Annotated in this window: 10 protein-coding genes and 1 pseudogene; 6 read left to right on the top strand and 5 right to left on the bottom strand. The window is 61.5% G+C overall.

What is annotated here, in order from left to right:
* Nucleotides 1-45: 45 nt before the first annotated feature.
* Nucleotides 46-729, bottom strand: a complete 684-nt coding sequence (gene nth / locus EGH24_RS00720) for an endonuclease III (protein WP_142978264.1) — start codon at nt 727-729, stop codon at nt 46-48.
* 87 nt (nt 730-816) lie between these two features.
* Nucleotides 817-2,031, bottom strand: a complete 1,215-nt coding sequence (gene pan1 / locus EGH24_RS00715) for a proteasome-activating nucleotidase Pan1 (RefSeq protein WP_142978263.1) — start codon at nt 2,029-2,031, stop codon at nt 817-819.
* 289 nt (nt 2,032-2,320) lie between these two features.
* Here pan1 and EGH24_RS00710 point away from each other — a divergent pair, with 289 nt between their 5' ends.
* The 4 genes from EGH24_RS00710 (at nt 2,321) to rad50 (ending at nt 8,075) form a co-directional block, all read left to right on the top strand.
* Entirely contained in the window at nt 2,321-3,535 is a 1,215-nt protein-coding gene (locus EGH24_RS00710) for an RNA-guided endonuclease InsQ/TnpB family protein (RefSeq protein ID WP_142978262.1), read from the top strand.
* A 115-nt stretch (nt 3,536-3,650) separates the two neighbouring features.
* Complete coding sequence (locus EGH24_RS00705) at nt 3,651-3,911, top strand: MarR family transcriptional regulator (protein ID WP_142978261.1); 261 nt, start codon at nt 3,651-3,653, stop codon at nt 3,909-3,911.
* A 127-nt stretch (nt 3,912-4,038) separates the two neighbouring features.
* Nucleotides 4,039-5,373, top strand: a complete 1,335-nt coding sequence (gene mre11, locus EGH24_RS00700; protein WP_142978260.1) for a DNA double-strand break repair protein Mre11 — start codon at nt 4,039-4,041, stop codon at nt 5,371-5,373.
* Complete coding sequence (gene rad50, locus EGH24_RS00695; protein WP_142978259.1) at nt 5,370-8,075, top strand: DNA double-strand break repair ATPase Rad50; 2,706 nt, start codon at nt 5,370-5,372, stop codon at nt 8,073-8,075. Before mre11 ends, rad50 begins: the two co-directional genes overlap by 4 nt.
* 1 nt (nt 8,076) lies before the next feature.
* Here rad50 and EGH24_RS00690 read toward each other — a convergent pair whose 3' ends face one another.
* The 3 genes from EGH24_RS00690 to EGH24_RS15200 are packed head-to-tail and all read right to left on the bottom strand — an operon-like array spanning nt 8,077 to nt 9,302.
* Nucleotides 8,077-8,535, bottom strand: coding sequence for a DUF7346 family protein (locus tag EGH24_RS00690; protein ID WP_142978258.1), 459 nt, complete (start codon nt 8,533-8,535; stop codon nt 8,077-8,079).
* Nucleotides 8,536-8,561: 26 nt separating this feature from the next.
* Nucleotides 8,562-9,089, bottom strand: coding sequence for a DUF7322 domain-containing protein (locus EGH24_RS00685; RefSeq protein ID WP_142978257.1), 528 nt, complete (start codon nt 9,087-9,089; stop codon nt 8,562-8,564).
* A gap of 39 nt (nt 9,090-9,128) precedes the next feature.
* Nucleotides 9,129-9,302 carry a DUF7331 family protein gene (locus EGH24_RS15200; protein WP_185903200.1) on the bottom strand — a complete coding sequence of 58 codons (174 nt, stop codon included), beginning with the start codon at nt 9,300-9,302 and terminating at the stop codon, nt 9,129-9,131.
* Between the two features lie 141 nt (nt 9,303-9,443).
* Between EGH24_RS15200 and EGH24_RS00680 the strand changes: the two genes are divergently transcribed.
* Together EGH24_RS00680 and EGH24_RS00675 are read left to right on the top strand one after the other, a co-directional pair.
* Nucleotides 9,444-14,750 carry a DNA polymerase domain-containing protein gene (locus tag EGH24_RS00680; RefSeq protein ID WP_142978256.1) on the top strand — a complete coding sequence of 1,769 codons (5,307 nt, stop codon included), beginning with the start codon at nt 9,444-9,446 and terminating at the stop codon, nt 14,748-14,750.
* A 139-nt stretch (nt 14,751-14,889) separates the two neighbouring features.
* Nucleotides 14,890-15,807: pseudogene (locus EGH24_RS00675) on the top strand (ATP-binding cassette domain-containing protein).
* Nucleotides 15,808-15,858: the final 51 nt, after the last annotated feature.

Raw genomic sequence — 15,858 nt, 5'->3', positions numbered from 1 at the left:
GGAGTCTACGACCGCATCGTTGTCGTTGACGATCGGCTCCGATATCTACCACGCTTCGTTCGACGCGAGATCAACGTCGTTATCGATTTTCGAGGACGGACAGATGTCTTCCAGCACGCATTCCTCGCAGTCGGGGTTGATCGCAGTACAGATCTCTCGGCCGTGGCTGATGAGGAGGTGGGTGTACCACTGCCAGTCGTCTTCGGGGACGAGATCCATCAGTTCCTGCTCGATNGCTTCNGGNCGNTNCNCCTCGGTGANNCCNAGNCGNCGCGNGAGCCGCTGGACGTGNGTGTCGACGACGATCCCTTCNNNGANNTCGTGNCCGTGCTGGAGAACGACGTTNGCCGTCTTCCGNCCGACGCCGGCCAACTCGGTGAGTTCGTCCATCGTATCCGGCACTTCGCCGTCGTGTTTCTCGATGATGTCCGCGCAGGCCGAGCGGATGTAGCCCGCCTTGTTGTTGTAGTAGGTCACCGAGTTGAGGTCCTCGGCGAGTTCATCCTGATCGACATTAGCATAGTCCGCCGGGCCGTCGTACTTTGCGAAGAGGTCGGCGGTCACCTTGTTGACGCGCTCGTCAGTACACTGTGCCGAGAGAATCACTGCGATAAGGAGTTCCAACCGCGTCGAGAAGTTCAGCGAGATCTCCGGCTCGGGATAGGCGTCGTAGAGTCGGTCGATGACTTCCAGCGTCTGGTCGCTCGGTGAGTCGAGTGTGCTGCCCATACCGACGACTGGGTCGGTGGGGTGTTGAGTCGTTCGGATGAACGCAGCGCAAGCGACGGGCAAAAACAGTGCGGCAGTCGACGCAGATCAGGCGAAGGCGGGCGAACTCGCGGGCGCGTCGGTCTCGCCGAGTTGGACCTTCTCCCAAGCGTCGACGAAGTCTTGCCGGCGGACTTCGCTGCGGTCGTCGCGGATGGCGAACATGCCGGCCTCGGTACAGACGGCTTTGATGTCCGCGCCGGAGGCGTCGGTCGCCAGCTCGGCCAGCTCNNCGAANNCNANNTCGTCGGCGACGTTCATGNCGCGGGTGTGGATCTNGAAGATGANNTTNCGNCCNTCGNNNTCNGGCTTCGGCACCTCGATGAGGCGGTCGAAGCGGCCGGGNCGCAGGATCGCCCNGTCNAGCATGTCGAAGCGGTTGGTGGCGGCGATGATGGAGATGTCGCCGCGCTCCTCGAAGCCGTCCATCTCCGAGAGCAGCTGCATCATCGTCCGCTGCACCTCCGCGTCNCCNNNCGTNTTCGANTCNGTNCGCTTCGAGGCGATGGCGTCGATCTCGTCGATGAAGATGACGGCCGGCTCGTGCTNGCGGGCGAGCTCGAAGAGGTCGCGGACGAGCTTCGCNCCCTCACCGATGAACTTGTGGACGAGCTCGGAGCCGGCCATCTTGATGAACGNNGCGTCNGTNTGGTTNGCGACGGCNTTNGCGAGCATCGTCTTGCCNGTNCCCGGNGGNCCGTGCAGCAGNACGCCCGNCGGCGGGTTGATGCCGACCTCGTCGAACATCTCCGGGCGATCGAGCGGCATCTCGACGGTCTCTCTGACTTCTTGGAGTTGGTCGTCGAGGCCGCCGATGTCGGCGTAGGTCACGTCGGGGCTGTGATCGACCTGCATCACGCGCGCCCGAACGTCCGTCTCGTCGTCGAGCTGTTTGACGATCGACAACGAGTTGTTGACGGCGACGCGNNNNTCCGGNNCGAGNTCCTCNCGCATCTCNTCGGTGACNTCGGTGAGNGCCTCCTGGTTGTTGCCGTGCTGTTTGATGATGACGCCGTCGNNNGTNACNTCCTGAACCGTCGCGACGAACAGCGGCGACTGCTTGAGCTTCTTGTTCTCGTGGGTGAGCCGCTCAAGCTTCTGCTGGTACTTGTTGTTCTCGGCGTTNGCGTCGAGNAGCTTGTCNCGCATNTCCTCGTTNTGGGNCTCGATCACCCCGAGCCGTTCCTGTAGGGCTTCGATCTTTTCCTGTCTGGACGCCGTCTCGTCGTATGGGAGTTCGACGTCGTCCACGGTGTCGGTCATCACCACCAATAGGGCGGTGCGTAATAAGAGACTTCGGGTCCTCACAGGCGTTTCCGTCGTTCCGGCTTCTGTCCTCGCAGCCGAGCAACAATGTTCATCTGTCTACAAGCAGGAACCCCGCCGCTTGCGGACTTGACGAGACGCACGGCGTCTCGTTAGCATAGCAGAATGCAAGGCGTTCTGAGGACGGGGAAGAATGCGTTATCGTGGGACACAACCACCGTTCGGTAGTCGATCGACTCCAACGTCAAACGAAATTAATATAAATGTAGTGTCTTACATATGAATTATGGCGGAGATCCGTCGTACGGTCATTGTCAAACTCGACGTGACCGATAGCGACACCGCTCTCCTCCATGAAACCATCGACGAGTACCTGTGGGCCTGCAACTACGTCGTTGACGACGCATGGCAAGACGACTTCAAGCCCACCTCGAAAACAAAACTCCACGACCGAACCTATGCCGACGTACGCGAACAGACCCACCTACAGGCGAACCTCGTCCAATCCGCACGCAACAAGGCTGCCGAAGCCATAAAGGGCGTTGTCGAACGCTGGAAACAGGGGGAACAGGCATCAAAACCGCACTTCACGACGCCGTCGATCCGATACGATAAACGAAGTGCGACGTTCCACGACGACCACGTATCACTCTCCACAGTAGACGGACGGATCGACGCCGAGTACGTCCTGCCACCCGAAGGCGGTAATCCACATACCACGTACCTCCGAAACGATGACTACGAGGTCACAGGTGCAACGCTCCAGTACCGGGAGACGACAGACACCTTTTTCCTCCATATCGGCACAAAGGCCGAAATGGAGGCTGAGATGCCGGATGACAGTGACACCGAGCACAGCACAGTCCTCGGTGTCGATCTCGGTATCGAACAGCTTGCTGTCACCTCGACCGGGAAGTTCTGGAGCGGTGGCTACCTGAATCACCGTCGTCGGGAGTACGAACGGATACGTGGCGATCTGCAACGGACGGGTACGGAGTCTGCCCATCGAACTATCGAACGGATGGGGGACCGCGAGACGCGGTGGGTAGAAGATTACCTCCACCGGATTTCGAAGGCTATCGTCCAAGAAGCCATCGCGCACAACTGCGACCGGATCGCGTTCGAGGAGTTGATCGGAATCCGCGAACGATTGCCGGGCATAAAAAAATTCCATACGTGGGCGTTCCGCCGGCTGTACGACTACGTGGCGTACAAGGCCGACGCGGAGGGAATCGAGACAACGCAGGTCGGTCCAGCGTACACCTCCCAGCGGTGTTCCAAATGCGGAACGACCCTGCAAGAGAACCGCCGGTCACAAGCGCGGTTCTGCTGTCAGAAGTGCGGCTACGAGGCTCATGCGGATTACAACGCAGCGAAGAATATCGGCTTTCGGCTACTCCGTGCGGGGCAAAAGTCTCCGCACGGAGGGGCGACACGTCACCTCGCCCTGAAGTCGGGGACGTTGACCGTGAACGGCGAGTATTCGCCTGCCGGCCAGTAGGGTCGGCCAGAACGGGAGTCCACCGACAAGTTCCGCCGTTTACGGCGGAGAAGGTGACAAATAATATCTCTTGATAGCAAGTATTATCATACGCTATTCACGAGTACCACTCAGCATGAGTACACAAGAAGCCGTTTCGACGGAGGAGGCCGCCGACCGCTGGGAGGCCGTTCGTGACCTACCGCCGAGTGCGAAACTCGTCGCCAAGGTGCTTGACTACAACGATACACTGACACAGAGCGAACTCGCAGACGAGACGCTGCTACCGCCGCGAACGGTGCGCTACGCGCTCAATCGGCTTGAGGAGGCCGACGTGGTTGACTCCCGGTTTTCCTTCTCGGACGCTCGGAAACGGCTCTACAGTCTGAAGATATAGCGGTCCCTCCGTCCGGCTGCCCTCCTCGTGAGACCGCTGTGCTCACATTCTCCCACTCGTTCTGTACTCACCACACCAATCGCCCGTCGCGGAACCGATATACCACCCCGGCAACAACAGGGTGGCAATGACACGGGTGATTCACACTGGCGACACCCACATCGGCTACCAACAGTACCACTCGCCGGAGCGGCGAGCGGACTTCCTTGCGGCCTTCGAGCAGGTCATCGACGACGCAATCGAGCTCGACGTTGACGCCGTCGTCCACGCTGGCGACCTGTTTCACGATCGCCGGCCCGATCTCCCTGATCTGATGGGCACGCTCTCAGCCCTCCGCGATCTCAACGCCGCCGACATCCCGTTTCTCGCGGTCGTCGGCAACCACGAATCCACCCGCGGCGGCCAGTGGCTCGACCTCTTCGAACGCCTCGGGCTCGCAACGCGACTGGGCGAGGACCCGGTCGCCATCGATTCGGTCGCGTTCTACGGCCTCGATCACGTCCCCGAATCCCGCCGCGACGATCTCGACTACGATTTCACGCTGTCGGCCGATAGCGACCTTGACACCGAGCCAGCCCAGAGAGTCCTCGTCGGCCACGGTCTCTTTAAGCCCTTCGCGCACGCGAACTGGGACACCGAAACAGTCCTCGACGAATCGACAGTCGACTTCGACGCCGTCCTGCTCGGCGACAACCACGCGCCGGGTATCGAACGCATCGACGACGTGTGGGTGACCTACTGTGGGTCGACCGAGCGCGCGAGCGCGAGCGAAGAAGACGAGCGTGGGTACAACATCGTCCAGTTCGACGCCGACGCGCCCGGCCCCGAGGGCGTCGATATTCGTCGGAAGTCGCTGCCGACCCGCGAGTTCGTCTTCGTGACGGCCGACCTCGAACCCGGCGAGGGTGCGGATCGCGTCCGCGAGCGGATCGGCCAACACGACCTCGACGACGCCGTCGTCATCGTCGAAATCATCGGTGACGGCGAGGCTGTCACGCCGGGGGGAATCGAATCGTTCGCACTCGACAACGGCGCGTTGATCGCCCGCGTCACCGACCGCCGGGAGATCGAGACCGAAACCGAACTCTCGGTGAGTTTCGCTGACCCCGATGCCGCGGTTGACGAACGAATCGAGGAGTTGGGCCTGTCGGAAGCCGCTCTCGATATCGACGACGCAGTCCGGTCGCCCGACATCGCAGACAGCAACCTCCGAGAGACGGTGAAAGCCCGGCTCAAGGAGCAGATCGAGAACGATCCTGCCGCGTTGGCACCGCCTGAGAGAGACGACGATGCAGATTCTGAGGCGGCTACCGACAGCGATGACACGACTAGCGATGCTGTCGATGACGACGTTGACGACGCTGAGACCGAAACCAACGACACCACTGACGACGAGAACACTGCTGACGACGAAAACGACACGGCAGACGGCGAACTCTCGACGATGGAGGACTTCCTATGAGGTTCAGCCGCCTCCGTCTCTCGAATTTCAAGCCCTACGGCGATGCCGATGTCGAACTCACCGACGGCGTCACCGTGATCCACGGGCTCAACGGCAGCGGCAAATCGTCGCTCTTGGAGGCCTGTTTCTTCGCGCTCTACGGCTCGAAAGCCCTGCCCGGCACGCTCGACGACGTGATCAGCAACAGCGAGGAGGAAGCCGCCGTCGAACTCTGGTTCACCCACGAGGGCGTCGACTACCACATCGAACGCCAGCTCCGCCGCAGCGGCGACCGCGTCAGCACCCGGAAATGCGTACTCGAAGGCGACGACGGCAGCGGCGACCCGATCAGCCGCGACGGCGCGCGGGCCGTCCGGGAGTTCGTCACCGACCTGCTGCGGATGGACGCCGANGCGTTCGTCAACTGCGCNTACGTCCGNCAGGGNGAGGTGAACAAGCTCATCAACGCCNNNCCGNGNNANCGACAGGACATGATCGACGANCTGCTGCAGCTGGGCACCTTAGAAACCTATCGGGATCGGGCTGGCGAGGCCCGACTGGCGGTCACCGACCTGCTACAGACTGCCCGCGGCTCGCTGGAAACCATCGACGAGCAGATCGAGGCCAAAGAGGAACAGGACCTCCACGCGCGACTCAACGAACTCGAAACGAAGCGCGAGGAGGTCGACGAGGACATCGAGAACTACGAGGAGCAGCGCGAGAAGGCAAAAGAGACGCTGGAGGACGCCGAATCGGTACTCGAAGAGTACGAGGAACACCAAGCCGAGATCGAGCAGTTAGAGACTGAAATCGAGGAGCTGGAAACCGAGATCAGCGAGACGGAAGCCGAACGCGATGACCTCGGCGACCAACGCCGCGAAGCTATCGAAGAACGGGGCGAACTCGAAACCGAACTCGACGACAAACTCGCTGAGACCGAACTCACCGAGGCGACCGCCGAGTCCATCGCTGATCGCCGCGAGACGCTCACGGATCGCCACGAAACCCTCGGCGACGAAATCGCCGACCTCCGCGTCGAGGCGACCGGCTACGAGAATCAAGCTGAAAACCTCCGGGAGTCCGCCGACGATCTCGAAACGCAGGCTGACGACGCCGAGGAGCGCGCCGACGCACTCGAAACCGAGGCCGACGAAGCAGAAGCCAACGCCGAGGAGTGCGAATCCGAGCGCGACGATCTCGACGACGAACGCGACGACTTAGTCGAGCAATTCGAGGCCGCAGAGCCGGATATCGAGATCGGCGAGGCCGAAACTCACCGCGAGACACTCCAGACTGAGCGGCAGGAACTCGGCGAGGAACTCGCTGAAACGCGAACGCGACTCGAAACCGCCCGCGAGTCCGTCGCCGAAGCTGAGGCCCTTCTCGCCGAGGGTAACTGCCCGACCTGCGGCCAGCCGGTCGAAGACGCACCCCACGTTGACGACCTCGATGAAAAACGCGAACGCGTCGAAGATCTGGAAGCCGAAATCGAAGACCTCGAAGCCGATCAGGAAACGCTCGACGACCGGCTCGAAACCGCCGACCGACTGGTCGAAATCGAAAGCCGGATTGTCGATCTCGACGACGAACGCGAGCGACTCACCGAACGGATCGAGACGTACCGCGAGACCGCAACGGAAAAACGCGAGCAGGCAGCCGAAGAACGGGAAGCCGCGGCGGAGAAACGTGAGGAGGCGGCTGACCGACGTGAGGCAGCCGACGCGAAAGCCGACGACGCCGCGGCGACACGGGAGAAAATCGACGCAAAGACCGACGACCGCGAGGCCGTCAGTGATGCCCTCGACCGACTTGATAGCCTCGATGCGACGCGCGAAGAAATCAAAGAACTCGAATCCCGGATCGAAGACCTCACCGAGCAGCGCGAAACGCTCGCCGAGCGCAACGAGGAACGCCGCGAGTGGCTGGCCGACAAACGCGACAAGCGCGACGACCTTCGGGACTCTTTCGACGACGACCGCGTCGAAACCGCCCGAAACAATAAGGACGACGCCGAGGGGTACCTCGACGATGTCGAGCCTGTACTCGCCGATCTTCGGGAACGACGCGACGAACTCCAGAACGCCATCGGCGGCGTCACCGCCGACATCGAACAGCTCGAAGCCCTTCGAGAGGAACGCGAGGCCATCGCCGAGCGCGTCGAGCGGCTCGAATCAGTCCACAGCGAAACCGAGGATATCGAGACGATGTACGGCGATCTCCGCACCGAACTCCGCCGGCGCAACGTCGAGAGCCTCGAACGNATGNTNAACGAGACGTTCGANCTCGTNTACGGCAACGACGCCTACNCCCNCATCGANNTNGACNNCGANTACGACCTCACCGTCTACCAGAAAGACGGCCAGCCGCTGGAACCCGGTCAGCTCTCGGGCGGCGAGCGCGCGCTGTTCAACCTCAGCCTCCGGTGTGCGATCTACCGCCTGCTTGCCGAGGGCATCGAGGGCGCAGCCCCAACGCCGCCGCTCATCCTCGACGAGCCGACCGTCTTCCTGGATTCCGGCCACGTCGGCCGGCTGGTCGATCTCGTCGAGGAGATGCGCGGTTTCGGCGTCCGCCAGATCCTGATCGTCAGCCACGACGACGAACTCGTCGGCGCGGCCGACGAACTCATCACGGTCGAAAAGGACCCGACGACGAACCGCTCGACGGCCACACGCGCCGCCGATCCGGATCTCGAACTGCTGGGTCAGGTCGCCGACGACTGAGCTATTCCCTCGCTGTCGATGCCGTTTCGCTTGTCTCGCTGTCGCGGAGTTTCTCGACAGCTTCGCTGGCGATAGCGGTTGCATCATAGCCGCGCTCGCCGGCCCGCTCGGCTTCTTCGACCAGCCCGGCCGCCCGGAACTCAGCGAGCAGGCCGTGGAGATCGCTCTCACAGAGGTCGTAACTATCGAGCAGGCCAACTGTCGAGATCGGGCCGCGATCGACCAATTCGACGAGCAGGCCGAGCGACTGATCGTCATACGTCGCCGTCAGTAGTCGCCGGACGGCGGGGTCGATGCCGGCGGCCGCGGTCGCCAGCGGCGACTCCTCGTCGACGACATCGAGATCGTCGTTGGCGACGTAGTGTTCGGCTCCCGACTGCGGGTCGCGCACGAGGCTGCTGTCGCCGGACTGTTTCACTAAGAGATAGCGGTCGCCGTCGGCGTCCCGAACCGTTCGCATTGGCTGTGTCAACGCCGCCCGGCGGGTTAGCCGTTGCGTCCTGACTCAGCGGTGTCATCGCTCCCGTTATTGTCGCCGTCCGCCTGTGTCTCCGCTCGTTCGTGGGTCACGTATCGCTGGGCGGCGCGGGCGAAGGCGAGACAGCCGACCGCGATGAGCGCGCCGCCGATGGTGAGCATGTCGCGGAAGCCGATGACCAATAGGCCGATACTGATCAGCAGGATGCCGGCTTTGATCGAGACGACGATCCCGACGAACGCGTTCAGCAGGTCGTCGTCGATCTCTTCCAGCGCGTCGGATAATTCGTCTTCCGCGTCGGTTTCGGCTTCGATCTCCGCTTCAATCTCGGCTTCGATTTCGGAATCGGGATCGTGCGTCGCTGACGCTTCGTCTTCGTTGTCGCCGACGCCGATATCGGGAACGAGTTCGTCCAGCACTCGCTCCTCGTAGGAGCGGTCTTCCTCGCCGTTCGCTTCGGCTGTCTCATCGACGCCCGGCTCCGGATCGGCCGGCTCGACGCTGTCGGCAGGCTCCTCGGGCGGATCGGACGACACACTCGCTGTCGATGGGCTGCCAGCAAAAGGATTCGCCTTTTACAGGGCTTCGGTGACTGGAATCGCCTCGGTGGTTTCAACCCACGCAAGCGGATTTTCGGCGTCGAAGAGCACCACCCCGTCGTCGACCTCATAGGATTCGACGGTTGCGACCCCGGCCGGTTCGGACGCTGCCGCACTGTTCCCCCGTCGTTCGTCCGCATGAGTGGACATGCTACCCTTTGGTAACCGGTGACATACTAAATACTTTGTTATCGCCCCGAGGCTTGCCGCCCTCAGTCGAGAGTGATCGCCTGCGGTCATCCGACCGGTCGAACACCGGGTCTTTTTATCCGAACGACGCAAGCACTCGCTATGACACAGTCGGATCTTTCGACCTTCTCTTCTCCCGATGACACCGACGCCGATGATGCGGACGCCACGCCCGCCGACGCAGCCGATCCCGGCGACGCGGCCGCGGTCGTCGCCGGCAACGGCGGCGGCCGGATCAGCGAGGTCGTCGACGTCGAGGACGCCAGGTTCCCCGACTCGACGGGCACGGTCGAGCTGATGGTCACGCAGGTCGACTACACCATCGAGGGCAGCGGCCGCGAGGAACACCCCGTGATCCACGTCTTCGGCCGCCGCGGGGACGGCACCCACGAACACGTCCGCGTCCTCGGCTTCGAGCCCTACTTCTACGTCCCGACTGACTCGCTCGACAAACCACCGGAGGACGAATACGAGGTCATCGTCGACAGCCGCGAGGTCGACGCCGACGGCGACTCCTTCGAGAGTATTCGCGGCGAGCAACTGACCAAAGTTATCGGCCGCACGCCGCGAGATGTGGGCGAAATCCGCGACGAGTTCGACCACTACGAGGCCGACATCCTGTTTCCGAACCGCTTCCTGATCGACAAGGGGGTCAACAGCGGGATCGAGGTCTCCGAGCGACGCCTCGAAAGCGACACGATCCAAGTCCCCCACAACGAGGTCGTTCCCGCCGATGTCGACAGCGACCTCCGGGTCAACATCTTCGATATCGAGGTCGACGACCGCCGCGGCTTTCCCGAAGACGGCGAGGAACCGATCGTCTGTCTGACCAGCTACGACTCCTTCGACGAGGAGTACATCGCGTGGCTCTACGAGGCTCCCGACGGCGACGGCGAGATTCCGAACGAACTGCCCGATTACGATCCGTATCAGGACGACATCGCGGTCGACGTGCGAACCTTTGACTCCGAGGCGGCGATGTTGGACGCGTTTATCGACTACATCGACGACACGAATCCGGACGTGCTCACTGGCTGGAATTTCGAGGACTTCGACGCGCCGTACTTCCTCGACCGCCTCGACGTCGTCGACGCCAAGACAGACCGGGACCTCTCGATTGACCGCCTCTCCCGTATCGACGAGGTCTGGCGATCCGGCTGGGGTGGCCCGGATATCAAGGGCCGGGTCGTCTTCGATCTCCTCTACGGCTACAAGCGTACCCAGTTCACCGAACTCGACTCCTATCGCCTCGACGCTGTCGGCGAACTCGAACTCGGGGTCGGCAAAGAGCGGTACGCCGGCGACATCGGCGATCTGTGGGAAGAGGAGCCGAAACGCCTCCTCGAATACAACCTCCGAGACGTGGAACTCTGTGTCGAGATCGATCGCAAGCAGGGCCTGATCGATTTCTGGGATGAAGTCCGCAAGTTCGTCGGCTGCAAACTCGAAGACGCGCCGACGCCGGGCGACGCCGTCGACCAGTATGTCCTGCACAAAGCCTACGGGAAGTTCGCCCTCCCGACGAAGGGCAAACAGGAAGCCGAGGAGTTCGAGGGCGGGGCCGTCTTCGATCCGATCACTGGCGTCCGCGAGAACATCAGCGTCCTCGACCTGAAGAGCCTCTATCCGATGTGCATGGTGACAATCAACGCCGGACCTGAAACGAAGGTCGACGACGATTTCGAGGGCGAGACCTACCGCGCGCCCAACGGGACGCAGTTCCGCAAGGAGCCGGACGGGATCATGCGCGAGATGGTCGATGAACTCCTAACCGAGCGAGAGGAAAAGAAAGAACTCCGGAATCAACACGATCCAGACAGTTCGGAATACGAGATCTACGACACCCAACAGGCCGCGGTGAAGGTCATCATGAACTGCTTTACGCCGGATACTGAGGTGTTGACGCCGACGGGTGTACGCGACATCGCGGAACTCACTGTCGGCGATCAGGTCTACTCGCTCAATCCAGGGACCCAGGAACTCGAAATCAAACCGGTCACCGAAACCCACGCGTATCCGGACTACCGCGACGAACTCGTCGACATCGAGACGAGCAAAATCGATTTCCGGGTGACGCCGAACCACCGGATGCTCGTCCGGAAAAACGACCGTAACGGTACTACCGAAGACGGATACAGCTTCGTCGAGGCCGGCGACTTAGAGGACTACTGCAACTACGAACTCCCCCACGACTGGACCTACGACGGCGGAGACCACCTCGAAACGGTTGACCTCACCGAGTTCGTCGACGACTACGAGGTCTGGGTTCGACCCTCGGTTCACGGTCACACGTTTACTACCGAACTCGGCTTCCAGCCACGACGAGTCCCGAAGGCCGACGTTGATCAGGTCGGCTACGTGTTCACACCCGAGGAGTTTGAGGCCAACCGCGAGTACATTGAATCTGTCTGTGAACGGAGCTTCATCCACGCCGAATCGGGCCGGAAATGGATTCCCCGAACCTACGACGGCGACGACTTCCTCGCGTTCCTCGCGTGGTATATCACCGAGGGCAATGCCTACACATCGGACGCCAAGGAGTTCGGCGACAACTACCGTGGTTCGGCGACGACCGTTCAGATCGCTCAAGAAGCCGTCGCCGACGGTGGTTCCACCGGGGTTGATCACCACGCCGCTATCGGCGACCTGCTCGACCGGATGGGTTTCGACTACTACGTTGACGACCGTTCGTACCAGTTCACTTCCCACCTGTTCGGCGAGCTGCTCGAAGACCTGTGTGGCGACGACAGCCTCTCGAAACGGATTCCGGAACTTGTCTTCGAGGCGAGCACCGACCAGAAAGAGCGGTTCCTGTCGGTGCTGATCGACGGCGATGGCGACCGCCAGCCCAACTCGTGGCGATACAGCACGTCGAGCGAGCGACTCCGGGACGACGTACTCCGACTCTGTACGCATCTCGGGATCACAGCCAGCTACAACGCCGACAGCGGCACGTGGCGGATCTACGTTACCGAGGACTCGAAGAACTCGTTCCGAATGCACCGGAGCGGCTCTCGAAGCACGGCTGATGATGGTGTCTACTGTGTAACCGTCGCCGACAATCACACGCTGTTGGCGGGTCGCAACGGGAAGTTCCAGTTCGTCGGGCAGTCACTGTATGGCGTGACGGGGTGGGATCGCTTCCGGCTCTACGACAAGGAGGGTGCGGCGGCTGTCACGGCGACCGGCCGCGAAGTCATCGATTTCACCGAAACCGTCGCCAGCGAACTCGACTACGAGGTTGCCTACGGTGATAGCGTCACCGGCGACCGGCCGGTCGTCGTCCGCGATCCCGACGGGATCGTTCGCGTACTACCGATTGCGGACCTGTTCGAGCGCGCGACAGCGAGCACCGGCGATAAGGTCGTCATTACCGCCGACGGTGGCGCGGTTGGCTCGGCTCCTGCTGGCAAGAATCGTCGCCGACTTGACGGCTGGGAGGCTCTGTCGCTGTCCGCCGACGGTAAGCCGGAGTGGCAGCCGATCCAGCAGGCGATCAGACACGAGACCGACAAGCCCGTCGTCAACCTCCAGCACAAGTTCGGCGAATCGACGACGACACGTGATCATTCATACGTGGTCAACAACGACGACAAATTCGTCGAAGCAGCACCAGACGATGTCGACGAACCGCTGCGTATTCCAGGGATGCCGGCAGTCGACACCGTTGAGACGATTGATGTCTACGAGGTACTGAACGGCTACACCCGCGAATACGAAGACGGCCGGAGCGTCGGGAGCGAGGACGCGACAACCAAAACAAAGCGTGTCCACGCAAACGACGAATGGGTCTGGTTCGGTCACGACCATCACAACGAGCTATCGAAACCGGTCAAAGTACAGCGGTACATCGATATTGACTCCGAAGACGGGGCTGCCCTGCTCAGATTGCTGGCGGCATACATCACTGAAGGCAGTGCCTCGACAACCGAGACGACTGATTCGCGGTTCGGTGCAAGCATTTCCGAATCCCGTGAGGAATGGCTTGATGGACTCCAGTCGGACTACTACCGGCTGTTTGAGAACACGACGGCGAGCGTGATTGCCTCCGACAGCTCCGGAGAGCGTACCGTTGAGTACGAGACTAGCGAAGGGTCACAATCCGTCACTTACGACGACGCAACGTACAAACTCCAAATGATGAACGAGTTGGCCGCGGTGTTCTTCCGCGAGTTCGCCGGGCAGATCTCACGCGGCAAGCGGATTCCGGGCTTCGTGTTCAACCTCTCGGCTGATGCGCAGGATCTGTTCCTCGACACGCTCATTGAGGGCGACGGCTCCCGCGAGTTCCCACGGTACACCGACGAGTATTGTGAGCGACACTTCGACTTCGAGACGACGAGCCGCGAACTCGCCGCCGGGCTCTCGATGTTGCTCACGCAACGGGAACAAAAACACTCGCTGAAATACCGGGATGCGAAAGACAGCTACACGATCCGCACCTGCGACTCCTATCGGAGCGGACGCGACCCGGTTCTCACGGATGTCGATCACGACGGCTATGTTTATGATCTGAGCGTCGCGGAAAACGACAATTTCGTTGACGGCGTCGGCGGTGTCGTCCTCCACAACACCGACTCCGTCATGCTCGAACTCGACAGCGAGGTGGACAAAGCCGAGGCCATCGAGCAATCTTTCGAAATTGAGGAGTACATCAACAGCCGGTACGACGACTTCGCCAGCGACCAACTCAACGCCGCCGAGCATCGGTTCCAGATCGAGTTTGAAAANCTCTACCGNCGGTTCTTCCAGGCNGGNNNNAAGAANCGNTACGCNGGCCACATCNTCTGGAAGGAGGGNAAAGACGTCGACGACATCGANATCACNGGCTTCGAGTACAANCGNTCNGACATCGCCCCNATCACCAAACGCGTCCAGAAGGACGTCATCGAAACCATCGTCACCGGCGACGACATGGAGGCCGACCGTGAAGAAGTCAGGGAGTATCTGACGACGGTCATCGAGGAGTTCCTCGACGGCGAGCGGAGCGTCGACGAGATCGGCATCCCCGGCGGGATCGGCAAGCGGCTCGACGCCTACGAGACGCCCACGGCACAGGTCCGGGGCGCGCAGTACGCCAACCTCCTGCTCGGGACCAACTTCGACCGTGGCTCGAAACCCAAGCGGCTCTATCTCAAGGATGTTCACTCCTCGTTTTTCCGGCGGATGGAAGACGAGAAAGGCCTCGATCCACGGCAAGATCCGCTCTATGGCGAGTTCAAACGCGATCCCGACGTGATCTGTTTCGAGTACGCCGACCAGCTACCCGAGGAGTTCGAGATCGACCTCGAAAAGATGTTGGAGAAGACGCTCAAGGGCCCGATTTCGCGGGTCATCGAGGCTCTGGATATGTCGTGGGACGAGATCAAAACCGGGCAAACACAGACCGGGCTCGAACAGTACTGGTAGCCAGCGTTGATGGGCACCGGCCGCTAGTCGTTTTCGGTTACAGAAAATTTTCTTTTCACAAGCGTATCTTTCACGGGGGAATGCGTAACCATTATGCGTGCAACCCCCTAGTCATTGGATACGAGGGAACGAATTAGCAATGGCAACACTTGAAATACGCAATCTCCACGTAGACGTCGCAGAAGAGGACGGCGAAACGATTCTCCGCGGTGTCGATCTCGAAGTCAACTCCGGCGAGATCCACGCCCTGATGGGCCCCAACGGCTCCGGGAAGTCGACCACCGCGAAAGTCATCGCCGGCCACCCGGCGTATGAGGTCACCGACGGCGAGATCCTGCTCCACCTTGAGGCGGAAGACGTCGCCGACATCGACGCCGACATCGACGAGGACGACCNNNCGTGGNACCTNCTCGACCTCGAACCNAACGAGCGNGCCGCNCTCGGCATCTTCCTCGGCTTCCAGTATCCGGCGGAGATCGAGGGCGTCACGATGGTGANCTTCCTCCGGNNGGCNCTCAACGCCAANNNCGAGGANCGCGAGGANCTNTTCGAGGATGANGACGAGGAAGAAGCCGAGGCCGACGAGGACGAGGGGTACGACACCTCGCCGATGGANGGNNNCGNNGACGANGGCGANGTCNGNGTCGCCGANTTCCAGCAGNTNCTCNNNGAGAAGATGGAGCTGCTTGACATGGACGAGAAGTTCGCCCAGCGCTACCTGAACGCAGGCTTCTCCGGCGGAGAAAAGAAGCAGAACGAGGTGCTGCAGGCCGCCATCCTCGAGCCGTCCATCGCCGTGCTCGACGAGATCGACTCCGGGCTGGACATCGACCGGCTGCAGGACGTCTCGAACGGCATCAACGCCCTGCGCGACGAGGTCGGCACGGGCATCCTCCAGATCACTCACTACCAGCGCATCCTCGANTACGTCGAGCCNGACNACGTNCACGTNATGCTCGACGGNNANNTCGNCAANNGCGGCGGGGCCGAGCTGGCCGAGGAACTCGAAGACAAAGGCTACGACTGGGTCCGCGACGAAGTCTACGGAGCCGCGTAACCCCACACGATTACGCACAGCACTATAAGCAACCAAACACAACCACAATAC

Origin of the sequence: Halonotius terrestris (genome assembly GCF_006861665.1) — an archaeon.
GTDB lineage: Archaea > Halobacteriota > Halobacteria > Halobacteriales > Haloferacaceae > Halonotius > Halonotius terrestris.
Note: the sequence above shows the minus strand (reverse complement) of the source record. Positions and strands in the feature narration are given on the sequence as shown.